This is a genomic window from Bacillus sp. 179-C3.3 HS (assembly GCF_047229225.1).
Classification (GTDB): domain Bacteria; phylum Bacillota; class Bacilli; order Bacillales; family Bacillaceae; genus Bacillus.
Window position 1 is genome coordinate 34640 of the sequence record NZ_JBFEFT010000001.1, and the last position, 26189, is coordinate 60828.

General features: G+C 41.0%; 25 protein-coding genes and 2 riboswitches. Of the genes, 22 read left to right on the forward strand and 3 right to left on the reverse strand.

Translation table 11 applies throughout. The annotated features are described in order from the left end of the window. Positions 1-61 precede the first annotated feature (61 nt). The 11 genes from AB1K80_RS00165 to AB1K80_RS00215 all read left to right on the forward strand — a co-directional run bounded on the left by AB1K80_RS00165 (position 62) and on the right by AB1K80_RS00215 (position 10533). Positions 62-937, forward strand: a complete 876-nt coding sequence (locus tag AB1K80_RS00165; RefSeq protein WP_412854598.1) for an aldose 1-epimerase family protein — start codon at positions 62-64, stop codon at positions 935-937. A 61-nt stretch (positions 938-998) separates the two neighbouring features. After that, entirely contained in the window at positions 999-1943 is a 945-nt protein-coding gene (locus AB1K80_RS00170; RefSeq protein WP_412854599.1) for a sugar-binding transcriptional regulator, read from the forward strand. Between the two features lie 84 nt (positions 1944-2027). Further along, on the forward strand, positions 2028-2699 hold the full coding sequence (deoC, locus tag AB1K80_RS00175) for a deoxyribose-phosphate aldolase (RefSeq protein WP_412854600.1): 672 nt from the start codon (positions 2028-2030) through the stop codon (positions 2697-2699). A 165-nt stretch (positions 2700-2864) separates the two neighbouring features. Continuing rightward, positions 2865-4046, forward strand: coding sequence for a NupC/NupG family nucleoside CNT transporter (locus tag AB1K80_RS00180; RefSeq protein ID WP_412854601.1), 1182 nt, complete (start codon positions 2865-2867; stop codon positions 4044-4046). 25 nt (positions 4047-4071) lie between these two features. Further along, positions 4072-5373 carry a pyrimidine-nucleoside phosphorylase gene (locus AB1K80_RS00185; protein ID WP_412854602.1) on the forward strand — a complete coding sequence of 434 codons (1302 nt, stop codon included), beginning with the start codon at positions 4072-4074 and terminating at the stop codon, positions 5371-5373. A 334-nt stretch (positions 5374-5707) separates the two neighbouring features. Then, positions 5708-6151: a MarR family winged helix-turn-helix transcriptional regulator gene (locus AB1K80_RS00190; RefSeq protein ID WP_412854603.1), complete on the forward strand. Its 444-nt coding sequence runs from the start codon at positions 5708-5710 to the stop codon at positions 6149-6151. Positions 6152-6164: 13 nt separating this feature from the next. After that, the gene (locus AB1K80_RS00195) at positions 6165-6803 is read left to right on the forward strand and encodes a nitroreductase family protein (protein WP_412854604.1); all 639 of its coding nucleotides are present in this window, start codon (positions 6165-6167) and stop codon (positions 6801-6803) included. Between the two features lie 28 nt (positions 6804-6831). Further along, positions 6832-7125: a putative quinol monooxygenase gene (locus AB1K80_RS00200; protein ID WP_412854605.1), complete on the forward strand. Its 294-nt coding sequence runs from the start codon at positions 6832-6834 to the stop codon at positions 7123-7125. Between the two features lie 189 nt (positions 7126-7314). After that, positions 7315-9696: an immune inhibitor A domain-containing protein gene (locus AB1K80_RS00205; RefSeq protein ID WP_412854606.1), complete on the forward strand. Its 2382-nt coding sequence runs from the start codon at positions 7315-7317 to the stop codon at positions 9694-9696. Between the two features lie 205 nt (positions 9697-9901). Next, positions 9902-10156: a hypothetical protein gene (locus AB1K80_RS00210; protein WP_412854607.1), complete on the forward strand. Its 255-nt coding sequence runs from the start codon at positions 9902-9904 to the stop codon at positions 10154-10156. 5 nt (positions 10157-10161) lie between these two features. Beyond that, complete coding sequence (locus tag AB1K80_RS00215; protein ID WP_412854608.1) at positions 10162-10533, forward strand: DUF1304 domain-containing protein; 372 nt, start codon at positions 10162-10164, stop codon at positions 10531-10533. Between the two features lie 36 nt (positions 10534-10569). On the opposite strand, the gene AB1K80_RS00220 is transcribed toward AB1K80_RS00215, so the two are convergent. Beyond that, entirely contained in the window at positions 10570-10764 is a 195-nt protein-coding gene (locus tag AB1K80_RS00220) for a DUF3099 domain-containing protein (protein ID WP_412854609.1), read from the reverse strand. 232 nt (positions 10765-10996) lie between these two features. Between AB1K80_RS00220 and AB1K80_RS00225 the strand changes: the two genes are divergently transcribed. The 11 genes from AB1K80_RS00225 to AB1K80_RS00275 all read left to right on the forward strand — a co-directional run bounded on the left by AB1K80_RS00225 (position 10997) and on the right by AB1K80_RS00275 (position 23374). Beyond that, positions 10997-11653 (forward strand): type 1 glutamine amidotransferase domain-containing protein, encoded by a 657-nt coding sequence (locus tag AB1K80_RS00225; protein WP_412854610.1) that lies wholly within the window; start codon positions 10997-10999, stop codon positions 11651-11653. A 139-nt stretch (positions 11654-11792) separates the two neighbouring features. After that, on the forward strand, positions 11793-12920 hold the full coding sequence (locus AB1K80_RS00230; protein WP_412854611.1) for a hypothetical protein: 1128 nt from the start codon (positions 11793-11795) through the stop codon (positions 12918-12920). A 56-nt stretch (positions 12921-12976) separates the two neighbouring features. Next, a riboswitch (TPP riboswitch) is annotated at positions 12977-13080 on the forward strand. An 88-nt stretch (positions 13081-13168) separates the two neighbouring features. Then, positions 13169-13855: a thiaminase II gene (gene tenA / locus AB1K80_RS00235; protein ID WP_412854612.1), complete on the forward strand. Its 687-nt coding sequence runs from the start codon at positions 13169-13171 to the stop codon at positions 13853-13855. After that, the gene (locus AB1K80_RS00240; RefSeq protein WP_412854613.1) at positions 13852-14451 is read left to right on the forward strand and encodes an ECF transporter S component; all 600 of its coding nucleotides are present in this window, start codon (positions 13852-13854) and stop codon (positions 14449-14451) included. Before tenA ends, AB1K80_RS00240 begins: the two co-directional genes overlap by 4 nt. Next, positions 14426-16024: an ABC transporter ATP-binding protein gene (locus tag AB1K80_RS00245; RefSeq protein ID WP_412854614.1), complete on the forward strand. Its 1599-nt coding sequence runs from the start codon at positions 14426-14428 to the stop codon at positions 16022-16024. Before AB1K80_RS00240 ends, AB1K80_RS00245 begins: the two co-directional genes overlap by 26 nt. Continuing rightward, positions 16014-16748: an energy-coupling factor transporter transmembrane component T family protein gene (locus AB1K80_RS00250; RefSeq protein ID WP_412854615.1), complete on the forward strand. Its 735-nt coding sequence runs from the start codon at positions 16014-16016 to the stop codon at positions 16746-16748. The genes AB1K80_RS00245 and AB1K80_RS00250 overlap by 11 nt, the downstream gene beginning before the upstream one ends. A 149-nt stretch (positions 16749-16897) precedes the next feature. Then, a complete protein-coding gene (locus tag AB1K80_RS00255) occupies positions 16898-17737 on the forward strand; it encodes a methyl-accepting chemotaxis protein (RefSeq protein ID WP_412854616.1) in 840 nt (279 codons plus the stop codon). A 150-nt stretch (positions 17738-17887) separates the two neighbouring features. Further along, positions 17888-18700: a YwqG family protein gene (locus tag AB1K80_RS00260; RefSeq protein ID WP_412854617.1), complete on the forward strand. Its 813-nt coding sequence runs from the start codon at positions 17888-17890 to the stop codon at positions 18698-18700. Positions 18701-18927: 227 nt separating this feature from the next. Further along, on the forward strand, positions 18928-19761 hold the full coding sequence (licT, locus tag AB1K80_RS00265; RefSeq protein ID WP_412854618.1) for a BglG family transcription antiterminator LicT: 834 nt from the start codon (positions 18928-18930) through the stop codon (positions 19759-19761). 315 nt (positions 19762-20076) lie between these two features. Next, positions 20077-21984: a beta-glucoside-specific PTS transporter subunit IIABC gene (locus tag AB1K80_RS00270; RefSeq protein ID WP_412854619.1), complete on the forward strand. Its 1908-nt coding sequence runs from the start codon at positions 20077-20079 to the stop codon at positions 21982-21984. Then, complete coding sequence (locus AB1K80_RS00275) at positions 21956-23374, forward strand: glycoside hydrolase family 1 protein (RefSeq protein WP_412854620.1); 1419 nt, start codon at positions 21956-21958, stop codon at positions 23372-23374. Before AB1K80_RS00270 ends, AB1K80_RS00275 begins: the two co-directional genes overlap by 29 nt. Positions 23375-23429: 55 nt before the next feature. Here the strand turns inward: AB1K80_RS00275 and AB1K80_RS00280 are convergent, their stop codons facing one another. Together AB1K80_RS00280 and AB1K80_RS00285 are read right to left on the reverse strand one after the other, a co-directional pair. Next, a complete protein-coding gene (locus tag AB1K80_RS00280; RefSeq protein ID WP_412854621.1) occupies positions 23430-24554 on the reverse strand; it encodes a 5-methyltetrahydropteroyltriglutamate--homocysteine S-methyltransferase in 1125 nt (374 codons plus the stop codon). A gap of 87 nt (positions 24555-24641) precedes the next feature. Beyond that, a riboswitch (SAM riboswitch) is annotated at positions 24642-24756 on the reverse strand. An 82-nt stretch (positions 24757-24838) separates the two neighbouring features. Beyond that, positions 24839-26158 carry a gluconate:H+ symporter gene (locus tag AB1K80_RS00285; protein WP_412854622.1) on the reverse strand — a complete coding sequence of 440 codons (1320 nt, stop codon included), beginning with the start codon at positions 26156-26158 and terminating at the stop codon, positions 24839-24841. Positions 26159-26189: the final 31 nt, after the last annotated feature.

Sequence of the window (26189 nt, forward strand, 5' to 3'; positions counted from 1 at the left end):
TTTCTACTCAAATGTAACGTCGCCTGCCATAATAAAAGTAGAAGGAAAGGAGATGTGTGAGATGAGAACAATTGAAAATGATCAGCTATTGGTTCGAATCAATGAGAGAGGGGCGGAGGTAAGAGAGGTGCATCACAAGGAGAATGGCCTTCAATACATGTGGTCTGGTAACCCATCATATTGGGGCAGAGTGTCGCCAGTCTTATTTCCTATCGTAGGGCGGTTGAAGATTGACGAGTACAAGCTTGGAGATAGAACCTATGAGCTCTCGCAGCACGGGTTTTTACGTGATGTGGATTTTGAAGTATATGAAGGAACGGAGAGTACAATCACTTTTCAATATCAATCAAATAGCCGACACCTAGCACAGTATCCTTATGAGTTTACAGCTCGTATACGTTATGAGCTCTCACAAAATGGACTGATCATTTCCTGGGAAATTCAACATAACGGTGAAGGCACGATGTATTTCTCCATTGGAGGACATCCAGCATTCAATGTTCCGCTTGTTGATGGAGAGCAGACAGAGGACTACACAATCATGCTTGAACCGTCAAATGATCGTGGAACTGTCCAATATGAACTGCACGAATCGCTTGTGCGAGAGAAGGGAAAAGTGGTACAGATTGAGCCTATTCAGCTAAGAGCTGCGCTTTTTCAAAAGGACGCAATGATTTTTAGCGATATAAACCGAGTGTCATTGTCTTCCCCGTCAGGACATGGGGTTGAGATCGATCTCAGAGGCTTTCCGTTTGTTGGTATTTGGTCGCCTTATCATTCAGAAAATAAGACGATGGCTCCTTTTGTTTGTATTGAGCCGTGGTATGGCATTGCAGATGTAGAAGGAACAAATGGACAGTTGAAAGAGAAATTCGGCATTCAAGCTTTAACAAAGAACGATACGTTCCGCGCTGCCTACACTCTTTTCTTTAGTTGAACATTTGTGCATCAATAGATGAACAATTTGTTATGATAGAAGAAAAAAGGGAGGCATTCGAATGGATCGGGAGAAACAACAATTAAGTATTGAAGCTGCAAGGCTTTATTACTTATCAGATTACAGCCAGCAGGATATTGCCAAACAGCTTCACATATCGCGACCGACTGTGTCACGGCTGCTTCAATATGCAAAAGAAAAAGGGTACGTTCAAATTACCGTGATGGATCCATTTGAAGATTTGAATGAGCTGTCATCATTGCTCAAGGAAAAGTATGGCCTGTTAGAGGCCCATGTCGTCTTCTCGCCAAGAGACGACTACTCCACCATTACCGAGTATATTAGCCAATTTGGTGCGGACTATTTGCAAGAAACAGTAAAAGACGGAGATATCGTAGGAGTCAGTTGGGGGACTACGATGTATGAAATCGCACAAAAGATGCAACCTAAGCAAGTAAAAGCGGTGGAAGTGGTCCAGCTCAAAGGGGGAATTAGCCACTCACATGTGAATACATATTCTGCAGAAACCATCCAGCTTTTTGCCGAAGCTTTCCAAACCGCACCGCGCTATTTGCCCCTACCTGTCGTGTTTGATAGTGCAACCGTTAAAGAGATGGTAGAAAAGGATCGACATATTCAGCGCATCGTTGAAATGGGAAAGCGGGCGAATATTGCTGTCTTTACAGTTGGGACAGTGAGAGATGAGGCATTATTGTTCCGGCTTGGTTATTTTCGAGAAGAGGAAAAGGCATTGCTTAAAGCATCTAGCGTCGGAGATATCTGTTCACGTTTCTATGACCAAGAGGGAAATATTTGTAGTGAAGCCATTAACAACCGGACAATCGGTGTAGAGCTTGATGACTTGAGAACAAAAGAACGCTCCATTCTTGTGGCGGGTGGACATCGAAAGACTGCCTCCATTCATGGAGCACTTAGAGGAAAATATGCGAACGTCTTGATTATCGATCAGCATACAGCAAAGGCTCTTTTAGCTGTCAAAAATTAGCTGAACAAAATTTCATAACTGTGTTTACAATTGTTCAATAGTCATTTAAGATGTAAGTATCTTAACTAAAAGGAAGTGTGAAGCATGACGATAGCAAAGCTCATTGATCATACAGCACTAAAACCAGATACATCGAGAGCTGCCATCCAGCAGTTACTTGAAGAAGCAAAAACACATCAGTTTGCCTCTGTTTGTGTAAATCCAACATGGGTATCTCTTGCAGCGAAAGAGCTAGCAGGTACTGGTGTTGATGTGTGTACAGTGATTGGTTTCCCACTAGGGGCTAATACAACAGCTGTCAAAGCATTCGAAACAAAGGATGCCATTGAAAACGGAGCAACAGAAGTGGATATGGTCATCAACATTGCGGCATTAAAAGATGGCGATCATGATACGGTTGAACAAGATATTCGTGCCGTTGTAGAAGCTGCAAAAGGGAAAGCCCTTGTAAAGGTGATCATTGAAACATGTCTACTAACTGATGAAGAGAAAGTACGCGCATGTGAGCTTTCAGTTAAAGCAGGTGCTGATTTTGTTAAAACATCGACTGGATTCAGTACAGGCGGTGCAACTGCTGAAGATATCGCACTTATGCGTAAAACAGTGGGACCTGACATTGGCGTGAAAGCATCGGGCGGAGTGAGAACAAAAGAAGACGTCGAGACAATGACTGCTAATGGCGCAACCCGCATCGGGGCTAGTGCAGGCGTTTCGATTATTAATGGAGATCAATCAGCTCCATCGAAAGACTATTAATTCGTACGATCCTATGGTAGGATAACAATCGTGACTCAACATGATCAAAAAGTCATTTGCGGAAGGACCCCCAAATTGGGAATATCTTCCGCGATTTGTTTGCGAAATAGGGTTTGTCTGATACAAACGTGTTAATGTAAACGAATACATTTAAGGAGGAAAAACATGAATTATGTGATTGGTATCATCGGTCTGCTGGTGGTTCTCGCCATTGCCTGGTTAGCTAGTAACGGGAAAAAACGCGTGAAGTTCCGTCCGGTCATTGTCATGGTCGTTCTGCAATTTATTTTAGGTTATATCCTGCTCAATACAGGTGTTGGTAACTTCCTTGTTGGAGGCTTTGCGAAAGGATTCCAAATGCTTCTCGGCTATGCCGGTGAAGGGATTAACTTCGTCTTTGGCGGCTTAATGAATGAGAATGCGTCAACCTTCTTTATGAACGTATTGTTACCGATTGTTTTTATCTCAGCTTTAATCGGTATATTACAACACTGGCGGATCCTTCCGTTTATCGTCCGTGGAATTGGCTATTTACTAAGTAAAGTAAATGGTATGGGGAAACTTGAATCATATAACGCGGTCGCATCTGCGATTTTAGGACAATCAGAAGTATTCATTTCAATTAAGAAGCAACTTGGATTATTACCAAACCAACGTCTTTATACGTTGTGTGCATCAGCTATGTCAACTGTGTCAATGTCCATTGTTGGTGCTTATATGCAAATGATTAAACCAGAGTACGTTGTAACGGCACTTGTACTGAACCTATTCGGTGGATTTATTATTGCATCTATCATCAACCCGTATGAAGTGTCTAAAGATGAAGATATGCTAGAAGTTGTTGAAGAAGAAAGACAATCGTTCTTCGAAATGCTTGGCGAATATATTATGGATGGTTTCAAAGTAGCAGTTGTCGTGGCAGCGATGTTGCTTGGATTCGTTGCATTAATTGCGATGATTAATGGAATCTTTGTTGCTGCTATCGGTATTTCATTCCAAGATGTACTTGGATATGTCTTTGCTCCATTTGCTTTCCTTATTGGTATTCCTTGGAGCGAAGCAGTACAAGCAGGAAGCATCATGGCAACAAAAATGGTATCGAACGAATTTGTGGCGATGCAAATCCTTTCTGGTGATGCATTCCAGTTCTCTGGTCGTACAGAAGCCATTATCTCTGTATTCCTCGTATCGTTTGCGAACTTCTCTTCTATCGGTATCATTGCTGGTGCAGTGAAAGGCTTAAACGAGAAACAAGGAAACGCTGTCGCACGCTTTGGATTAAAGCTATTATTTGGCGCAACACTCGTCAGCTTCTTAACAGCAGGCATAGTTGGTTTGATTTACTAATTTTAAAAAAGGAATGGTGAAAACAATGAGAATGGTAGATATCATTGCAAAAAAACGTGACGGAAAAGAACTAACTTCGGAAGAAATCTCTTTCTTTGTCAAAGAATATACGAACGGAACAATTCCTGACTACCAAGCAAGTGCTTTGGCTATGGCAATTTTCTTCCAAGATATGACGGATCAAGAACGTGCAGATTTAACCCTCGCTATGGCGAACTCTGGGGATACAATTGATCTTTCTGCCATTGAAGGCATTAAAGTAGATAAGCATTCAACAGGTGGTGTAGGCGATACAACAACACTTGTCCTTGCTCCTCTTGTCGCAGCACTAGATGTACCTGTTGCAAAAATGTCTGGCCGTGGTCTTGGTCATACAGGTGGAACAGTAGACAAGCTTGAGGCAGTGAAAGGCTTCCACGTAGAAATTACAAAAGATGAGTTTATCGAGCTCGTTAATCGTCATAAGGTAGCGGTTATTGGACAATCAGGTAACCTCACACCTGCTGATAAAAAGTTATATGCACTTCGTGATGTAACAGGAACTGTGAACTCGATTCCGCTTATCGCTAGCTCGATTATGAGTAAGAAGATCGCTGCAGGGGCAGATGCCATCGTACTTGACGTGAAAACAGGTGCAGGTGCCTTCATGAAAACACCTGAGGATTCAGCGAAGCTTGCAAAAGCAATGGTTCGCATTGGAAACAATGTAGGCAGACAAACAATGGCTGTTATCTCTGACATGTCTCAGCCACTTGGTTTGGCCATCGGAAATTCCTTGGAAGTCAAAGAGGCGATTGAAACACTTCGAGGCGAAGGACCTGAAGATTTAAATGAACTTGTGCTCACATTAGGAAGTCAAATGGTCGTTCTAGGGAAAAAGGCAAACACACTTGAAGAAGCGAGAGAAAAGCTGATAGAAGTGATGAAGAACGGTAAAGCACTTGAGAAATTCAAAGCATTCCTTGAAAATCAAGGTGGAGATAGCTCAATTGTGGACAATCCTGAAAAATTGCCACAAGCTCCATACCAAATCGAAGTACCTGCAAAAGAATCTGGTGTGGTCGCTGAAATTGTCGCAGACGAAATCGGTGTCGCAGCGATGCTTCTTGGAGCAGGACGTGCAACAAAAGAGGATGTTATCGACCTATCTGTCGGCATCATGCTGAACAAAAAAGTAGGCGACCGTGTTGAAAAGGGTGATTCTCTCGTAACGCTACATGCAAATCGTGAGGATGTCGCAAATGTCATGGAGAAAATTTATGACAACATCCGTATCGCCGATAAAGCCGATGCACCAACACTCATCCACACAGTGATTACAGAATAAAACCAAAAAGACAAAAGTGATTCGTCACTTTTGTCTTTTTTTATGTAAATTCTAGGATCCTTGTGGTAATTTAATGTAAATGGGAGGGAACATCTATGCTTAAAATGTTTTTTTGGATTTTAATCGTATTAATCATCATAGGCGTTTTCAGTTATTACATTGGTCCAGTCACAGGGGCATGATCGAGACGAGTATAAAGCTCGTCTTTTTCTATTGAGATGGAACGATTCACTTCATAAAACAAACTTCTTGCAATCATCAAAAGATGGGTGTATATTAATTGACGTATCAATGATTGATATATCAATTAATTGATTTAAAGAGAAATGAGGGGATGGCATTGACTGCATTTTGCTCTGAAGAAGCAGAGATATTATATCGTTTGCAGTGTGTGAATCGTATGATGGGCGTGAAGTTCGAAGCATGCACGGGCGTCAGCCAATCAAGACTTGAGTTACTATCGCTGTTATTCCACGCGGATGAAATTAGCCAATCCGATTTACAGAAAAAAGTCAATATTGATAGTGCGGCTGTGACGCGTCACTTAAAACAGCTAGAAACAAAAGGAATGATTTCACGCAGAAGAAAGCCAGAAGACAATCGAGTCACGCTTGTTCGTCTGACAGACGAAGGTAGAACGAGAATCGAATCTTCTAAAAAGGAAAAAGAACGATTTATCTCAGAAATGCTTGAAAACGTAAGTGTGGAAGAAAGAAAACTCCTCACTGATGTGCTCATCCGTATACAAAAAAACATCGAAAAGATTCAAACAACCTAAAGGAGTGTCATACATGGCAACAACACTAAAAACAAACGATTTTATGGACATTATGAAAGGACGCCGCTCTATTCGTCAATATGATCCAACTGTGAAAATTAGCAAAGAAGAAATGACTGAGATTTTAGAAGAGGCAACAACTGCACCATCATCAGTGAATGCACAGCCGTGGCGCTTCATGGTCATTGATAGCCCAGAAGGGAAAGAAAAGCTTGCACCATTAGCCAAATTCAATCAAACACAAGTGACTACATCAGCAGCTGTCATTGCGATTTTTGCAGATATGAAAAACAACGAATACTTAGACGAAATTTATTCCAAAGCAGTAGAACATGGCTACATGCCACAAGAAGTGAAAGAAAGACAATTGGCTGCATTAACGGCACATTTTGATGCTCTACCAGAGCAAGTCAATCGTGAAACAATCTTAATTGACGGCGGGATCGTGTCAATGCAACTGATGCTTGTTGCACGTGCACATGGCTACGATACAAACCCAATTGGAGGCTATGAAAAAGACCAGATAGCTGAAGCATTTGGCTGGGATAAAGAACGCTATGTACCAGTGATGCTACTATCAATTGGGAAAGCAGCGGACGAAGGCTATGCATCATATCGTTTACCGATTGACCGCATAACTGAGTGGAAATAAACTTTTTTTAAAAAAGGAGGACGATCACATGATCATTATTCATGCAGGAATGACCATTCAACCAGATAAGGAACACATTTTCTTAGAGGAGATCAACAGCTTAATCAAGGCGTCACAAGCTGAGGAAGGCAATGTATCCTATAACCTATTGAAGGATACAGAAAAGGAAAATGCTTATTTAATGGTTGAAGTATGGAAAGATGACGCCGCAGTACAGAGTCATAATGCAAGTCCACATTTCCAAGCCTTTGTGGCAAAAGCGAAAGAATTATTAGCTGCTCCACTTGATGTTGTTGCATATAACGGAGAACAACTTTCATAGAAAAACAACAAAGACCCTAGGTCGTGATGACCTAGGATTCTTTTGTTTTCAATATATCGTGTATCCCTTTTATTCTTGTATTGTGCCTTTCCTACAAAGTTTCTAAAAATAAAATATTTTTAGACTGAATGATATTGGAATATGCTAGAATTAAATATTATTTATGACAAAAACAGGGAGGAACACATGATGAATAAAGGGAAATGGACAAGCATTGCACTAACGGCTGTCCTCGGTTTAAGCACATTGACAGCTTTTAGTACCCCTCTATCTGCACACACCTCAGAGAAGTCAACCACCTCAGATGGCGGTCATTATTCAGGCATCCCATTTGATGCAAGTGTTGTAAACGAAGACCGTCTGATCAAAGCCTTGAAAAAACGGGGGATCATCAAAAAGAATGCCAATGAGACAGAAACCCAAAAAGCATTAAAGAACTATTTAAAGAAAAAAGAAGAAGCTGCTATGAAACAAAGTGCAAGCACGATAACAGAAGAGCCTGAATTCCTCAAAGAGTACAAACAAGAAGTGCATAACAAACTAACCAATCAGAAAAAATTAAAGAAGCATAAAGGAACAGAAGGCAATGAAATAAAGCCGGTAAAGAAGGAAACGTATAAAGGTGAAGTTCGCAATGATAAAGTCTTGGTCTTATTAGTAGATTTTAAAGATTATAAGCATAATAGTATTAAAAAAGAAGAGACAGATATGTTCTATGACAAGTTTGATCAAAAGCACTATCAAGAGATGCTTTTTGGAGATAATGGCTATATTGGACCAGATGGTAAGCGTAAAGTGTCCATGAAGCAATATTATGAAAAGCAATCTGGTGGTAGTTATACGATAAGTGGGAATGTGGCTGGCTGGTATACAGCGAAGCATGAAGCAGCTTATTATGGTGGTAACGAGCCGGACGAAGACGGCAGTGATGGTAGGCCGCGTGAATTGGTGAAGGAAGCACTTGAATTAGCGGCAAAAGATCCGAATATTGACCTCGGTGAATATGATCAATGGGACCGTTATGATGTGGATGGAGATGGTGTGTATAACGAGCCAGATGGCATCATCGATCATCTTATGGTCGTTCACGCTGGCGTAGGTGAGGAAGCAGGTGGTGGACAGCTTGGCTCTGACGCGATTTGGTCGCATCGCTGGTCACTTGGCGATGTCTTTGAAATACCGAATACAGCTTCTGAAATTGGTCAAGGCGGGAAATTAGGCGCCTTAGATTATACCATTGAGCCTGAAGACGGAGCCGCAGGCGTCTTCACACATGAATTCGGGCATGATCTTGGTCTCCCAGACGAGTATGATACACAATACACTGGCAGAGGCGAACCTGTGTCTTATTGGTCGATTATGTCAAGTGGGAGTTGGGCTGGTAAAGTGCCAGGTACGGAGCCAACAGGTTTTAGCCCATATGCAAAAGAAATGCTCCAAAATCTACATGGTGGCAACTGGCTTTCTGGTCGTACGATTGACAGTACAACTTTAAAGAAGAGTAAGACGGTATTGATTGATGAAGCAGCAACAAAAGGAACCAACCATGATGTTGTTCGAGTCGATTTACCAGATAAAGAGATTGATGTGACAAACCCTGTCCAAGGTGATTACGCCTACTTCAGCGGAACGGGTGACAATTTAAATGCAACGATGACGACAACAGGCATTGACCTATCGAAAGGAAGCAGTGCAGAGCTAACATTTAAAGCATGGTACGACATTGAAGAAGAATATGATTATGCATATGTAGAAGTACGTGAAACTGGTACTGATCAATGGAAAACCCTTGCTGGGAATATTACAAATGATAAAAATGAAGCAGGTGCTAATGAAGGAAATGGCATCGATGGCAAATCAGACGGGTGGGTAGACGCAGTCTTTGATCTATCTGATTATGCAGGGAAAAAGATTGATCTACAATTCCGCTACACAACGGATGCGGGCTATTCGTTGCCAGGTTTATTCGTAGATGACCTACATATCACAGCAGATGGAACCAACGTGTGGTCAGATGATGCAGAAGGAACGTCTACGTTTACTTTTAATGGTTTCTCTCAATCTAATGGAAAACAATATGCATCACAATACTATTTACTAGAATGGCGCAACTATGCTGACGTCGATAAAGGATTAAAGCATATCAAGCGAGGAGCTAGTCTGATGAGTTATAATAAAGGATTAGTCGTATGGTATGTGGACCAATCTTATAGTGATAACTGGGTAGGAGAACATCCAGGGAACGGCTTCCTTGGAGTAGTCGACGCAGATCAGCAAGTACTGAAATGGAGTGACGGCTCCATTGCAGCCACAGGTTTCCAAGTACATGATGCAGCCTTTTCTCTTCACCCAAGTACGAAGCTGAATATTGATTATACAGCGACAACAGGCTTAACTTTAGAAGATCGATACATTCGCTCGTCTCGTACATTTAGTGATAAAAAGAATTACGTCAATCCTATCAATCCAGATGCAGGACGTGCCGTGCCAACATACGGTCTATCGTTTAAAGTCATTGGAGAAAGTAAGGATCGCTCTGTTGGAAAGGTGTTAATTTCCAAAAGTGAGTGATGAGAATGCCGAATTCTATTATTGAATTCGGCTTTTTTAAAGTGGTAAGTAAGTGTTTTTAAGCTCATTGGTTCATTTTGGCGAATGTATGTTCTTTTTTGTTTTGATATCTTAATAAGATCAATATATAATAGGGAATGTAAGGTTTTTATTTCCAGTATGTTTCTTATTCATTGTGAAAAAACAGAAAGGATGAGCGTTACCAATGAGTGTTCTCACTGCCAAGCAATTAAAGGTGATTCGAGGAACGATGCAGACTTTTTGCAGTCATTTGGAGTATGATGGATACGGTAAGTTACATATCAATTCCATGATGGCTTTTATTAAAAGAGAATTTGGTGTAAGGAAAATGAAAGATATTCCACAAAGTCGTTTTTATGAGGCTTTAGAATTAATACAAGACTTTGATTTGTACATGGACAAAATAGACATTCGTAATCGTCTACACGAAAGGAATTAACTAAATTGAATATTTTGGCAATGATTTTAGTAGGTATTGTCGCTTTAGAACACATCATTATCATGTTACTAGAAATGTTTTTTATGGAATCAAAAATGGCAAAGAGGTCTTTCCGTTTACCAGAGCATTTACAAGGAGACCCAAATGTGAAAGTGATGTTTGCCAATCAAGGCCTGTATAATGGATTTCTAGCTGCAGGACTCATATGGGGGCTTATCCTTGGACAAAATACGGTTGGATATATGATTCAACTATTCTTCATAATTTGTGTCATCATTGCGGCGATATTTGGCGGTGTGACATCCAATAAATCCATTATCATCAAACAAGGATTACCAGCCTTGCTCGCATTAGTTGCGCTTATGCTGGTTATTTGATTTTAAAAAAAGCCGCCCCAGAGAGGGCGGCTTTTACTATTTTCGAAGTCTCATCAAACGAATAATAGATGTCAGACAAAGAGCAACGGCAACAGCCAAAATGACTTTTCCATACATGACACCTGATAAATTCATTAAAAACACAGCTAATATGATGCAGAGCGTGATGATGATCATCACAATCGAATAGGTTTTCATATCTTGTTTCACTCCTTCAGCATCCCCTCTCACACAAGAGGTCTCTCAATCTATCTATTTTTTATTATATCACTGCATAAAGGCAATTTTACATGAATTTCCCGAGCAATAAAATGCGCCACAATGATGATGTTTTTGAGAGAATGCCATACTTTTTAGAAAACCGGGTATAACATAACATAGAGAGTTCTCATAAGTTTAATTGCTTGAAATTTAATTGTGCAAAATATAAGATAGCGACATATGATGTGAAAGGATGATGAAGTTGAGTAAGAAAGTATTATTAGTATCAACAAGTACAAATGAAATGAATGGACATCCGACAGGCTTATGGTTGGAAGAATTGGCGGAGCCATTTCATATTTTCAAAGATAATGAACTAGACGTACAAATCGTTTCGATTCAAGGTGGAACTGTACCGATTGACAAAAACTCTATTCCTGAAGGTGTTCCAGCTCAATATCAAGATGTGCATGATTTACTTCAAGACACAAAGGCACTAACTGATGTAAACCTAGCTGATTATGATGGGATCTTCTTTGCGGGTGGACATGGTCCGATGATCGATTTTGCTTCTAACCCTTTAGTAGCGGAGGCGATCTTAGCCATTACAGAAAATAACGGGGCAGTCGGTGCCGTTTGTCATGGCGTTTCTGCGTTTGTTGATGTAAAGGATCAAGATGGGAAATCATTTATCGAAGGTAAGAGAATCACAGGTTTCACAAACGAGGAAGAGGATGCTGTTCAACTGACATCAAAGGTTCCATTCTTATTGGAAACGAAGCTTCGTGAGCAAGGAGCAGTGTTTGAAAAAGGTCAATTATTTGAGCCGTTTGCCATTGCGGATGGACAAATCATTACAGGACAAAACCCAGGATCGAGTGCTGAAACAGCACGTCTATTTGTCAAAGCCCTTTCATAAAATGACCAAAACCAGTCGTCAATCAGGCGGCTGGTTTTTTTGTCGTAAAATCTTCCTAAAAAATACAAAACAATTAATGGAAAAATGGTAAACTGATCACAGGAGAGAAAACCAAAATAGGGAAAAAGGGGATGTTCCTGTGAAAGCATTTTACGTCAAAATCACCGCAGCCATGTTGTCTGTTTTACTGGTGACTACAGGCTTATTTTCAACAGCAGTAAAAGCAGAAGAATTACCAAAGTCAGATGGAAAGTTATCGACACTGACTGAAAAGGCAATTCAGGAAGAGCAAAAGTCGCTTTTGAAGCAGGATGAAGGCTTGAAGATGCAACAAAAGGAAGTAAGCAAATCATTTAAAGTAGATAAGAAACATCCAATCAGTATAAAGCGAAAATCGGCTCCAGATGGAAAGATTCGTACGTCTGCCGTTCGTTCAATTGATGGACTGGCAATCAATCAATCGGTTGTTTTAACAGAGGAAGATCCGGTTGATCTCTGGTTTTTTAGTACGTCATCACCACAGGCGCTCATCAGTCGTATCACCTCTCCGAATGCTGATTATGTCGTCCAACTATTTGTTGTTGATTTTGAAACAGGACAAGCTTTTCCGACAGATCTTATAGAGCCGGCAGGTCGTTTGCTTGGTCTTACAAATTTACCTGCGGGTGATTACGCATTTGGAGTCACAAGTGGTAAAGAATTCGGTGACTCATACACCTTACAAGTCAATGCGAAAAATCCACCAAACTTCACAGGTTCAGTCTCCCTGTCTTCAACCCTACAATATTTTGTAGCCGATTACGCGAATGGGGATGTCATGGCCAATGGAATAAAAATATATAACAAGCAATCCAAGACTGCCGATTATGAATGGGAGCGTGTCTTTTATTTCCCATATGACGGGAAATTTGAGCAAAGAACACATTCTATCTCACATGTGAAAGTGAAAAAGATATCTGCACCCGTGTCATACTCAGCTTCTTATGGGAGTTCATCAGAGGCCATTCTTGTCTATTTAGATGTGGACACATTGTTTATGTACCATCAATCTTCGTATGCAAGCGGGCAATATTATGTCGATACTTTTGTCGACACACTTGGTAAGACGACACCAAGATACTTAGATCTTGATGATTTAACGAACTATGGTGATCATATTTTAGCCGTCGATCTAAAAACAGGTAAGCCCATTGATTTCTTCAGCGTGCTTAATTTCTACTATGCTGCGGGTATCGAGAAACTGCCAACGATCAAAACATTGAATTAAGAAAGGCGGTTGACATCAAATCGCCGCATGTGTAGAGTAGAGATAATTAAATGACAAAAGTCCACTAGGGGAGTCATGTATGACTGAGACAAGAGAAAATCTTGGACCCTTTGAACCTGATCTAGTTCGTACTAGCGGAGGGAAGTGGAGCTGGACCTCGTCTTATTCATGATTGAATCGATAAGAAGGCCGCTCCATTTGGGGTGGCTTTTTTCATTTAATCCATTAAAAAAGAGGAGGCTTTTTTTATGACATTTTCGACTGAGTTAAGAAGAGAAGCAGAGCCAGTGTTTGAAGCTATTTATCAGCATCCATTTGTTAGAGGGTTGGCATCAGGAGACTTGAAAAAGGAACAACTGATTCATTACGTCAAACAAGATGTTGAATATTTGCATGCATTTGTGAAAATTTATGCGGCAGCGGTCAGCAGGTGTACAGATCGACGCGACATTGCGTTTTTTCATCAACAGATGGCATTTGTCCTAAATAGTGAAACGCATCCTCATCAAAATCTTTGCCGAGTGGCAGGAGTGAATTTCGATGACTTGCAGGGTGCACCTTTAGCACCGAGTGCACACCATTATATTCACCACATGCTACAAGTCGCTAAAGAAGGCAGTCTAGGAGAAATCATTGCAGTTCTGCTTCCATGCCCTTGGACATATTGGGAAATTGGCCAACGACTGATTGCGGAAGTACAACCAGAACCATCTCACCCGTTTTACGAGTGGATCACGTTTTATGGGGGATTAACCGACTCGATCACAGTGGAGCTTTGCAATCGCCTTGATCGGTGGGCAGAAGAAGCCAGTAACAGAGAAAAGGAAAAAATGAGGCAACACTTTTTGTTAAGCTGTCAGCTGGAGTATCGTTTCTGGGAAATGGCATCCACTTTGGAAGATTGGCCGATAAAATTGGAGGCGCAAATACGATGACATGGAAGATGAAAGAAGTAGTCCTTGCTGTGATTTTATCTGTTGCATGTGGTGTTATCTACTTAGGATGGTCGACTCTTTACCTTCCAATAACGGCACTTGTTGGTCCGGCAGGAGGTAGCATCATGTTTGGGATTTGGGTCATTGCCAGCCCCATTGTCGCATACATCATCCAGAAGCCAGGGGCTGCACTAATCGCGGAGACAGCAGCCGCTTCTGTGGAATTACTCACAGGCAGTCACTTCGGTCTGTCAGCTCTGCTCATTGGTGTATGCCAAGGACTTGGGGCAGAAGTGGCCTTCGCTCTATTTAGGTATAAACGTTATCATCTGTGGACGCTGATGCTGTCAGGTGCTTTTGCAGCGGTCGGGGCGATGGGTTACAGCCTCATTGCCAATGGATTTGGGTATTACACGCCTCAAGTCCTCGTGATGACACTCGTTACTCAAATCATTAGCGGGATGATCCTTGGGGGATGCTTGGCTAAAGTAGTAGTGAATGCCTTATCAAAAACAGGTGTATTGAATCAATATGCGTTAATGAAAGGTAGACGAAACAAGGGTGAAAAGCATGACTTCATTTCTCGCGTGCAATAACCTCACTGTCCGTTTTTATGAAGAGTCCAAGCCTGTTTTGCATCAAGTGTCTCTTTCAATTCAAAAAGGGGAAAAGGTGCTCATATTAGGACCAAGCGGAAGCGGCAAATCTACGCTCATCTCGGTTTTATCCGGAATCATTCCAGAACATATTGAAGCAGAGGTGCAGGGAGAAGTCATGTTAAGAAAACATACAGGTGTCATGTTCCAAGACCCCGACTCCCAATTTTGTATGCATCGAGTCAATGAAGAAATTGCATTTAGTTTAGAGAACCGTTCCGTACCCCGTGAAGAAATGGATGACATCATCCATCATCTCATGCAAAAGGTTCAACTAAATGTCGATCCGCATACAGAAATTCAAACATTGTCAGGCGGCATGAAACAGCGTCTAGCTCTCGCCTGTTTACTAGCTCTTGAGCCAGAAGTGCTGTTTTTTGATGAACCAACTGCACAACTTGATCCAGCAGGGCGAATGGAGGTATTTCGACTACTTTCGCAACTGGCCACTGATCAAAATCAAACCATGATTTTTGTGGAGCATGTGCTAGACGGTGTGATCGAATGGATGGATCGGGTCATTTTATTAGACCATGAAGGACGCATTTTAGCTGATGGACTTCCCAAAGATGTCATCACAGCAAATGAGAGAGACATGATCGAGGCAGGCATTTGGCGTCCGAAATTATTTCCCGAGAAATGGTCAGATGTCATCGAAGATCCAATTCATCCAATTAGTCAAACCTTGATGCAAACCTTTGAAGCAAGAAAGGCCAAGCAAAACAAAGTGCCATTAACAGAACAAAAGACACTCATTCGAACAGATCAGCTTCAATTAAGCTATGGAAGTAAATTGGTCATGAATGACCTACAGCTTGAAATCAAAGCAGGGGATTGGGTGTCGATCATTGGAGAGAATGGAAGCGGAAAAAGTACATTTCTAAAACATTTGATTCGATTAGAGCCGATTAAAAAGGGTCAAATTTTCTTAAAAGAGAAACTCCTAAAAAAGTGGTCTGACCGATTGTTATATGAGAAAGCAGGCTTTGTCTTTCAAAATCCTGAGCTTCAATTTATACAAGATACAGTGTTTGATGAAATCGCATTTGGAGGCAGACAGCGAAATTGGCCAGAATCACTTGTGCAGGAAAAAACGCATCAGTTATTGGAAGAGTTCGGTTTATTGAGGCACGCACAGTCACACCCTTTCACCTTGAGTCTAGGGCAAAAGAGAAGGTTAAGTGTGGCAACGATGTTGCTCTTCGATCAAGATGTTTTATTGTTAGATGAACCGACTTTTGGACAGGACGAAAAAACGGCGAAGGAACTAATCAGATGTTTGAAAGAGCGTCAACGTCAAGGCACGACCATTATCATGGTCACCCATGACATGGATCTCGTTGATGAGTGCGCGGATCACGTGCTACTCTTTCATCAAGGGCAGCATGTGTATGATGGAACCCCTTATGATTTATTTTCAAATCGTGAACTTGTCCATACCTATCAGCTTAGCGTGCCTTTGCATTATCGATATGCCGTTGAAAGAAAGGAAGTGCTGACGATTGCAAAGTAATCACTCCTTTCTATCGACTGTCAATCCAGTTTTGAAGTTGTTTGCACATCTTCTGGCGATGTGTTGTTTGATGGCAATATCTGACCCGAAGACAACGGTCATGATTTGGTTGTTTGCACTCGTTATCGGACTTGTCCTTGGTGGCTGGAATATCAAGTATCTCATCACAAGACTCGTTCCTTATCTGCTCTTTTTTGTTCTCGTATTTTGGATGATGGCGGCATTTGGAAAAGGCGATCATACGATCTGGAAATGGGCATGGTTTCACATCACAGAAGAGAGTGTGAGAAATGCATTTACTATCTCTTTTAGGATGCTTGGTTTTGTCACATTTGGCCTTCTTTTTACATCCACAACAGATGTGACGGCATTTATGATGAGTTTGATCCATCAATGTCGCATGTCTCCAAAATGGGCGTATGGTATGCTCGCAGGCTTTCGTTTTATCCCTTTGTTCCAAAGTGAATTGAAGCAAATGAAAGCAGCACATAAAATTAGAGGATACAAGCAAAAGAATAGCTGGAAAGCCTTTGTGCGCTATGCATTGCCTCTATTCACTCAAGGTGTAAGAAAGTCAGAGCGCCTAGCCGTTGCGATGGAAGCCAGAGGCTTCACGGGAACGAGAGATCGCACATACTACCATATCATCAGTACATCATGGATCGACTATATGTATCTATTTTTTATAGGTAGTAGTGTCCTATTATGTATGCTGTATTTGTGAGGATAAGCCCACATTCATTAATAGAATGTGGGCTTTATCTATGTCTTAGATCATGTAATGACTATTGGGGAACATTTCAGGCTGTAATAGATCGTATGAAGAACCGATAAAGAACATGTAATACAAAAAAGAGAGGATGAAGATGGAAAATGTCGCAGAAAATTGAAAATTTAATAGATGCTTTACCGATGATTGGACTAGCGATGAGAGAGCAATTGACTTTTTCTGTTATCGGGAAAGAGACGGTTCTTTATTATCAGCAACACGGAAACATTAACTTAGGATTTAAAGTTGGGGATAAAGTAGATGCAGGATTCCAAAACTTTGCCATGTTGAAAAATGGGAGAGATCCAGCGTTTATTCAAGTTCCGGAAGAAGTATATGGCATTCCGATGGATATCGTAGCTGTCCCTGTGAAGGATGAAAATGGAGAGGTTGTTGCTTCTTTCTGTGTTGCATATGATCAATCAAATCAACAACGTTTAGAACACATCATGTCAGAAAGCAATCGAACTTCCGAAAAACTAGTTGCCATGGTTCAGCAAGTGGCAGCACATTCAGAGGAGCTACAAGCGACAAGTGAACAAATTTTACAAAATACAAAAGTCACTGTCGAAAACTCTTCTAAAATCAACCAAGTGTCCAATTTGATCAAAGGAATTTCTGATCAAACGAACTTACTCGGACTCAATGCATCGATAGAAGCAGCGCGCGTTGGTGAGGCTGGAGCGGGCTTTGGCGTCGTTGCAACAGAGGTAAGAAAACTTTCAACACATGCAAAACAAGCCACGACGGATATCGAAACAGCCTTGAAAGATGTGCAGACATCGATTAAAGGAATGGAAGAAGAAATCGCACAAATTGTAGCTTCATCCGAACATCAAGCAGAGCTTGTAGGAACCTTTACTAAAATCATTGAAGGACTTCATGAAACAAATGAAACAATGAAAACATTGGCGGATGACTTGGTGAAATATCAAGTGAAATAAGAAAGCGATGGAAAAGACCTCTTGTTTAATGGAGGTTTTTTTGCGTTTTTCTGTAAGAATGTTGACATGAAATCGACCGATTCACTACTGACAGGTCAAATACACTTCTGTATGATAGAAAAAAATGATCAATTGAAGGAGGAACATAACTTGTCACAATCGGCAAAGCTACAAGAAAAACTAGCACCTTACCGTCCTTTATTAGAAGAAACAAAAAAACAAGCGATCCAATTACATATGAAACAAGGGAAAACAGGACCTTATGACAGCAAAATAGCTGGAGATCCATATTTTCCAAAAAACGACGAATACCCGTTGGATGGTGAAGGTCATCCTATGAAACTACTAGCTCAAATTAATTTCGGTCAGCTTCCGAAGCTGAAAGATTATCCAGAAACGGGCCTTCTACAAATTTTCATTTCAGTACATGATGATCTTTATGGGATGAATATTGATCAAAAAACGAAGCAAAAAGATTTTCGTATCAAATTCATCGCAGCGCCTTTTTTAGCTGAAGAAGAGTTGGTCACTGACTTTTCCTTTGTGACAATACCTGAGGACTTTTATTTTCCAGTTAGGAAAGAAGGCGCCATCACAGGTGAATTAATAAATGAGACCATTAGCGCCGATGATTTTCGTTTTGAGAAAGTCGTTGGGAAACATAGCTGGGACCTCTTTGAAGAGATGAGTGATGATGACGAAGAAGTAGAAGCGCTAATGGACGAATTTTATGAAACAGAAAGTGGTTTTGGTCATAAAGTGGGGGGATATCCAGGCTTTACACAAGAAGATCCACGAGCCTATGAGAATCAGAAGCATACCCTTCTCTTATTACAGATCGATTCAGATGATGAAGTTGATCTCATGTGGGGAGATTGCGGGATCGCCAATTTCTTTATCACACTGGAAGATCTTAAACAGAAGAATTTCGAGAATGTCGTATATAACTGGGATTGCTCCTAATCGGTATTTTATCTTCTTTCTAGTATGTTCTATCTATGAAATCACGTTTTTCCTCAGACTTATTGACTCAATATCCCATTATCAAGAGTCAATAAGTCATTTTTACTAGTTGACCGTATCAAAAAAAGAGGTAAAATCATCATAGAGTCCTCTTTTTGAAAAATGGCATATCAACTAACTATGATGGACAAGCTCGGAAAAGCGGAATGTACTGGGGAGGGGATCAATTGATCATTTCAAAAGTAATTAATAATAACGTGGTGAGTGCGTTTGATGACGAGCAGCATGAGCTGGTCATTATGGGCAGAGGCATCGCGTTTCAAAAGAAGAGTGGAGACTCCATTGATGAAGAACGTATTGAAAAAGTGTTCTCCATTCAAAATAAAGACATTTCAGAAAAATTCAAAACCCTGCTGTATGAAATTCCAATCGAGTATATGCAAGTGTGTGAGGCGATTATTGATCATGCAAGAAAGACACTGGATAAAAATTTAAATGATAGCATCTATGTTGCATTGACCGATCATATCACCTTTGCCATTGAACGACATCAAAAAGGAATGGACATCAAAAATGCATTGCTTTGGGAAATCAAACGGTTATATAAAGACGAGTTCTTGTGCGGCGTGGAAGCGATTCACATCATTCAGCAGAAGCTGAATATCCAGCTTCCGGAGGATGAAGCAGGCTTTATTGCGATGCATATTGTCAATGCAGAACTCAACGACGAAATGCCAAATGTGATTCAAATTACGAAGCTCATACAAGATATTTTGAACATTGTGAAGTATCATTTTCAAATTGATTTAGATGAAGAATCATTAAATTACTTCCGCTTTGTCACGCATTTAAAGTTTTTTGGACAGCGTTTGTTTAACGAAACACAAATGGAAAATCAAAATGAATTTCTTTATGAAGTCGTGAAAGAGAAGAACACTGAAGCATTCAAGTGTACAGAAAAAATCAATGAATATGTTCTAAAAGAATACAACCGAAGTCTCATAGAAGATGAGATGTTGTACTTAACACTTCACATTGATAGAGTGATCAAAAGAAAATAATTTGAAAAGAAAGCGTTGACATAACAAAAATGACATGATAATTTATAACTATAAATAACCACAATCTTTTAGGATTGTTACTGGTAAAGCAGGCAAAACCTAAATCATTGTCCCTATCTATGATAAGGCGTGATTTAGGTTTTTTGTATCTAAAGACTTATATAAATGAATAACGATCAATCGCTATGAAGGATTGTTACTGGTGAGGCAGGCAAAACCTAAATATCGATTAATGTCTGAATGGAGGTATTCGGCATTAATGGATGTTTAGGTTTTTTCTATATCAAGATTTAATCATCGATTGGAGGGTATACAATGAACCACAAACAAACAGCAAAAGAAGTTCTAGAGCTTGTCGGCGGTGAAAAAAACGTGAAGCAAGTCACGCATTGTATGACAAGACTTCGTTTCAATTTATACGATGAAAGCAAGGCCAATAAGGAGCAATTGCAATCAACTGATGGCGTCATGGGTGTGAATCAAAGTGGTGGTCAATATCATGTGATTATTGGAAACGATGTATCGAATGTCTATCGAGCACTGATTGCTGATTCAGGATTATCAGCAGATGTGAAGACAAGTGACGCGGAAGAAGCAACAAAACAAAACGTCATCTCAAAGCTTTTCGATTTTATCTCTGGTGTCTTCACACCGATTCTACCAGCTATCGCTGGAGCCGGTATGATCAAAGGGTTATTGGCCCTTATGCTGACTTTTCAGTGGATCTCTGACAAAAGCAGTACGTATACGATTTTAACAGCAATTGGAGACGGTGCTTTTTATTTCTTACCTATTCTACTAGCTGTAAGCGTTGCCAAGAAGATTGGCACGAACCAGTATATCGCAGCAGCTATTGCCGCAGCGGTCCTTCATCCGCAGCTGACTGCTTTATTGGGTGCAGGTAATACAGAATTTCTAGGCTTGCCAGTCATCGCAGTGGTGTACTCTTCATCGGTTATTCCGATTCTACTGACAATCTGGCTTGGATCATATGTTGAAAGATTTGCAGAAAAATATAGCCCGAAATCATTAAAGATCATTCTTGTTCCAACTGTCACACTTTTAGCCGTTGTGCCAATTATGTTAGTGGGTGTAGGTCCAATTGGTGCAATTCTAGGGAACGGTCTTTCAGGCGGAATTGATTTATTGTTTAAACATGCAGGAATATTGGCTGGCCTGTTGATTGGTGGCTTCATGTCTCCATTGATCATTACAGGAATGCATTATGCACTTATTCCGATTATGATCAACAACATTACATTGAATGGATTTGACTATATTATGCCAATGATGTTTGTAGCGAATATGGCGCAAGCAGGTGCAGCATTTGGCGTTTTCTTAAGATCAAGAAACAAAACATTTAAATCGCTGGCTATGTCGACAAGTATCACAGCCTTAATGGGAATCACTGAACCAGCTATGTATGGTGTGAACATGAGATTGAAAAAACCGTTCATCGCTGCTCTGATTGGTGCAGCAACAGGCGGCGTGTTCATGTCCATTTTTAAAGTAAAAGCTTATGTTATGTCTGGATCTGCAGGGATCCCGGGGATTCCAGCGTTTATTGGTCCAACGTTTGTGTACTCTATCATTGGTTTAGTGATCGGCTTTGTCGTTGCAACCATCATGACTCTTATTCTTGGTTTTAAAGATGTCCCAGTAAAAGAAGGAACAAAAGCAGAGAAGCCAGAAGAAAAGAAAGACTCAACAGTGGTACAAAACGAATTGGTGCAAAGTCCGTTAGAAGGTCAATTAAAGCCACTTAACCAAGTAAATGATGCGACATTCTCCAATGAAATTATGGGCAAAGGTGTAGCCATCGTGCCAGCAGTTGGACGTGTTGTTGCCCCATTCAATGGCAAAGTGGAAACAATTTTCCAAACGAAACATGCCATCGGATTAAAGAGTGATCAAGGGATCGAACTACTTATTCATGTTGGGATTGATACGGTAAAACTGGGCGGAAAGTATTTTACAAGCCATGTGCAAACCGGCGATCTTGTAAAAGCAGGAGACGTATTGGTGGAATTTGATCTCAAGGGTATTCAAGAAGAGGGCTTTGATGTGACGACACCTGTCATCATTACGAATACAAATGACTATGCACAGGTTGATGCCATGACAGACGGAGTCATTACGGAAAAAGAAACACTGCTTACAGTTCGTGTAGAGGAAAATGAGGAGGGCATTTACAATGACACAATTAGAAAAAACATTTCCTAAAGGATTCTTATGGGGCGGTGCTGTAGCCGCTAACCAAATTGAAGGTGCTTTTAACAAAGATGGAAAAGGTTTATCTACAGCTGATGTATCTCCAAACGGCATTATGCATCCGTTCGATGAATCAATGAAAGACCTCAACTTGTATCATGATGCGATCGACTTTTATCATCGTTACAAAGAGGATATTGCGCTCTTTGCAGAAATGGGCTTTAAGTGTTTCCGATTATCCATTTCTTGGCCGCGTATCTTCCCGAATGGGGACGATGCTGAACCGAATGAAGCGGGTCTTGCTTTTTATGACAAAGTGTTTGATGAACTTCATCGACATGGCATCGAGCCAGTTGTCACCATATCTCATTATGAAATGCCGCTTGCGCTTGTCAAGAATTATGGCGGATGGAGAAACCGTCAGCTCGTGAACCTTTACGAGACGTATGCTAAAACACTATTTACTCGATATAAAGACAAAGTGAAGTACTGGATGACATTCAATGAAATCAATGTCGTGTTACACGCACCTTTTACAGGTGGAGGTCTCGTCTTCGAAGAAGGAGAAGATGAAAAAAGCATCCAATATCAAGCGGCGCACCACCAATTTGTGGCTAGTGCTCTAGCTGTTAAAGCGGGACACGAAATCATTCCAGATGCGAAGATAGGCTGTATGATCGCAGCGATGACCACATATCCGTACAGCTCAAGACCAGAAGATATGTTTGCTGCATTAGAGCAAGACCGGAAAACGTTGTTCTTCTCAGATGTACAAGCAAGAGGTTACTACCCAGGGTACATGAAACGGTATTTCCGTGAAAACGGCATTGATATTGAGTTTCAAGACGGTGACGAAGAGATTTTAAGAAACCATACCGTCGACTATATCGGCTTTAGCTATTACATGAGTTTTGTCGCAAGTACAGATCCAGCCATTCTTGATCAAGCTGAAGGTGGGAACCTATTTGCAGGTGTGAAAAACCCGTATTTAGAAGCCAGTGATTGGGGTTGGCAAATTGATCCGAAAGGTCTTCGCACAACGCTTAATCAGTTGTATGATCGCTATCAAAAACCATTGTTTATCGTAGAAAATGGTTTGGGCGCTGTTGATAAGGTGGAAGAGGATGGATCTATTCAAGACGATTATCGGATTGATTATCTTAGAAGTCACTTACTAGAAGCGAGAGAAGCCATCGCAGACGGTGTAGAGCTCATCGGCTATACAAGCTGGGGTCCGATCGATCTCATCAGTGCATCCACAGCTGAAATGAAAAAACGATATGGGTTCATTTATGTAGATCGGGATAATGAAGGAAACGGGACATTTGATAGAAAGAAAAAGAAAAGTTTTGACTGGTATAAACAAGTGATTGCGACGAATGGCAACCATTTAGATGTGTAAAACAAAAGAGACAAATCGCTCGTCAGGCGGTTTGTCTCATTTTTTGTGCATAGAATTATGGGCGCCACACTTGATCGGCAATCTCAATCACATGACGTAGCTTTTCCCATTGCTGCTCTTCTGTTAGTAGATTTCCTTCTTCTGTTGAAGCGAACCCACATTGTGGACTCAGACACAGTTGATTGATATCCGCATATTTAGCTGCTTCTTCAATCCGTTTTTTGATCTGTTCGATTGGCTCGAGTTCACCGTACTTTGATGTCACGAGACCAAGAACGATTTGAAGATTTGGATTTTTGACATATCGAAGGGGCTCAAATCCACCAGATCGCTCATCATCAAATTCCAAAAACAGTCCATCAAGGTCTAAACCGGCAAAAATCGTTTCTGCCGCCGCCTCATAGCCACCTTCAGCCACCCACGTAGATTTAAAATTCCCTCGGCAAATGTGCATCGTGATGACCAAATCATCTGGACGATCGGCAACAGCTTCATTGATGGTTTTCGCAAATGATTCACGTAGCTCGTCCTCGTCACGACCGAATGCTTTGATTTGTTCATGCCCTTTTTCAGAAAAGAAGACGGACCATGCTGTATCATCTAACTGTAAATAACGACACCCTGCATCATAGAAGGCACGGATGGCTTTTTTATAAGCTTGTGCCACATCATGATGGAACTCATCTAAGTTGTCGTACACACTTTCTTCTACCTTTCCACGGAAGAAGAGCATATTCGGACTTGGGATCGTCATTTTGGCTGTATGATCCCCGGCAATGCTATGTAAGAAACGGTAATCTTCTAGCATTGGATGATCCGTAAAATCAATCTTGCCTGTTACTTTGATGCCGCGTGCTTTTGTTGTGGTGTTGTGGAATTGAATTCCTTGTTCTGTTTCAAAGCCTTCCACTCCATCAAGCCCCTCAAGAAAATCAAAGTGCCACCACGCGCGTCTAAACTCTCCATCTGTGACAACCTCAAGTCCAATCTCTTTTTGTTTTTCTACAATGCGTATAATTTCTTCATCTTCAATTTGACGCAGTTGTTCTGAAGAGATCGCTCCGTTTGCCCTTTGCTGGCGTGCTTCCTTGATTCGCTCTGACCGAAGCAAGCTTCCTACTTGATCTGCTCGAAATGGCGGCTTCGTCGTTTTTTTCCCAATTGTTTGTACGTTTGTCATTCTAAATCCCTTCTTTCTAAAAGATAAAAGTCAATGAAAAAAGCTCTTCCTTTGATAAGGAAGAGCATCATATACTGTGAGAACTCTACCTTATCTTCAAACAAGCACATCGGCTTGCTTAAGGAATTAGCACCATTCTGTTCAACGGAACAGCGGTTGCCGGGTTTCACAGGGCCAGTCCCTCCACCACTCTTAATAAGGTTACCTTTTAATTAAATTTTCTTAATAAACACAATTATTCAATCTTTTCGACAAAAAGTCAATAGCTTTTCTTATTTATTTTCCTATATGAACAAATCAGCGATGAGAACACCTGCTAGTCCAACAAGAGATAGAACAGTGACCATTAATGTCCAAGTTTTAAAGGTTTGGCCCATTGACAGGTTAAAGTATTCTTTATAAATCCAAAATCCTGCATCATTGACGTGTGAGAACGTTATACTGCCAGCACCTGTTGCAATCACCATAAGCTCTGGGCTGACGCCAGTCAAACCAATCAGTGGTGCAGATATTCCTGCCGCTGTCAGTCCAGCTACAGTCGCTGATCCTAGTGCGATACGCAGGGTAGCCGCGATGAGCCACGTGAGCAATAGGGGAGAAAGTGTACTTCCATCCATAATTCCTGCAATATATTTATCTACACCACTATCAATTAAGACTTGTTTAAAGGCACCACCACCTGCAATGATTAAAAGAATCATCGCCATGGAGCCAATGGAGTCTGTGATGGACTTCATGACTTCTTGCATGCTCTTGCCTCTGCCAAGTCCAAATGTGTAAATCGCAAGGAGGACAGAGAGTAGTAACGCAACCGCAGGTTCTCCTAAAAACTCGGCTGTTGGCAACAGCGGAGAGGACGGGAAGAAAATTTCTATAACGGCTCTGATTGTCATGAGTATGACAGGTAACACAGCAGTGAAGATACTAATGCCGAAGCTTGGCATTTCCTCTTCTGTAAATTCCTTTGGATTAAATAAATTCTTCGGAATGTGTGCGTGTAATTGATCTTTTTTAAATAATTTTGTGAATAGCAGTCCGCCTATTAATACAGCAGGAATGGCTAATATAATCCCAACTAATAATGTTTGTCCCATGTTTGCTTGAAACACATTGGCAATGGCTGTCGGCCCTGGGTGAGGAGGGAGAAAGCCGTGTGTTGTAATGAGGGCAGCGACGAGCGGCATCCCAACATATAACACAGGAAGTTTTGCGGATTGTGCAATTGTAAAAACGAGTGGAATCAGAATAATGAATCCGGTTTCATAAAAGAGTGCAATACCGATGACAAATCCAGTTAGCATGGTCGCCCACTGTATTTTTGCAATTCCAAATCGGTCAATGAGTGTCATGGCAATACGTTGTGCACCGCCAGAATCGGCCATTAATTTACCGAGCATCGCTCCAAAACCTAGAATTAATGCTAGATGCCCAAGCGTACTGCCTAGTCCTTTTTCGACGGAAGCAATCGCTTCAATCGGGGACATGCCCTCTAACACAGCGACAATTAATGAAACAATAATTAATGAAATAAAAGCGTTTAACTTTAATACAACCATAAGTAATAGTAATAATAAAACGCCAAGTCCAATAAACACTAACGACATAACCCTTCCTCCTTTGTGGTGCATAAGGGAG

Excerpts from the sequence above, each read along its gene's own strand:
- AB1K80_RS00165 (WP_412854598.1), top strand. The coding sequence starts at position 62 with ATGAGAACAATTGAAAATGATCAGCTATTGGTTCGAATCAATGAGAGA.
- AB1K80_RS00170 (WP_412854599.1), top strand. The coding sequence starts at position 999 with ATGGATCGGGAGAAACAACAATTAAGTATTGAAGCTGCAAGGCTTTAT.
- deoC (WP_412854600.1), top strand. The coding sequence starts at position 2,028 with ATGACGATAGCAAAGCTCATTGATCATACAGCACTAAAACCAGATACA.
- AB1K80_RS00180 (WP_412854601.1), top strand. The coding sequence starts at position 2,865 with ATGAATTATGTGATTGGTATCATCGGTCTGCTGGTGGTTCTCGCCATT.
- AB1K80_RS00185 (WP_412854602.1), top strand. The coding sequence starts at position 4,072 with ATGAGAATGGTAGATATCATTGCAAAAAAACGTGACGGAAAAGAACTA.
- AB1K80_RS00190 (WP_412854603.1), top strand. The coding sequence starts at position 5,708 with ATGGCATTGACTGCATTTTGCTCTGAAGAAGCAGAGATATTATATCGT.
- AB1K80_RS00195 (WP_412854604.1), top strand. The coding sequence starts at position 6,165 with ATGGCAACAACACTAAAAACAAACGATTTTATGGACATTATGAAAGGA.
- AB1K80_RS00200 (WP_412854605.1), top strand. The coding sequence starts at position 6,832 with ATGATCATTATTCATGCAGGAATGACCATTCAACCAGATAAGGAACAC.
- AB1K80_RS00205 (WP_412854606.1), top strand. The coding sequence starts at position 7,315 with ATGAATAAAGGGAAATGGACAAGCATTGCACTAACGGCTGTCCTCGGT.
- AB1K80_RS00210 (WP_412854607.1), top strand. The coding sequence starts at position 9,902 with ATGAGTGTTCTCACTGCCAAGCAATTAAAGGTGATTCGAGGAACGATG.
- tenA (WP_412854612.1), top strand. The coding sequence starts at position 13,169 with ATGACATTTTCGACTGAGTTAAGAAGAGAAGCAGAGCCAGTGTTTGAA.
- AB1K80_RS00240 (WP_412854613.1), top strand. The coding sequence starts at position 13,852 with ATGACATGGAAGATGAAAGAAGTAGTCCTTGCTGTGATTTTATCTGTT.
- AB1K80_RS00245 (WP_412854614.1), top strand. The coding sequence starts at position 14,426 with ATGACTTCATTTCTCGCGTGCAATAACCTCACTGTCCGTTTTTATGAA.
- AB1K80_RS00255 (WP_412854616.1), top strand. The coding sequence starts at position 16,898 with ATGTCGCAGAAAATTGAAAATTTAATAGATGCTTTACCGATGATTGGA.
- AB1K80_RS00270 (WP_412854619.1), top strand. The coding sequence starts at position 20,077 with ATGAACCACAAACAAACAGCAAAAGAAGTTCTAGAGCTTGTCGGCGGT.
- AB1K80_RS00275 (WP_412854620.1), top strand. The coding sequence starts at position 21,956 with ATGACACAATTAGAAAAAACATTTCCTAAAGGATTCTTATGGGGCGGT.
- AB1K80_RS00280 (WP_412854621.1), bottom strand. The coding sequence starts at position 24,554 with ATGACAAACGTACAAACAATTGGGAAAAAAACGACGAAGCCGCCATTT.
- AB1K80_RS00285 (WP_412854622.1), bottom strand. The coding sequence starts at position 26,158 with ATGTCGTTAGTGTTTATTGGACTTGGCGTTTTATTATTACTATTACTT.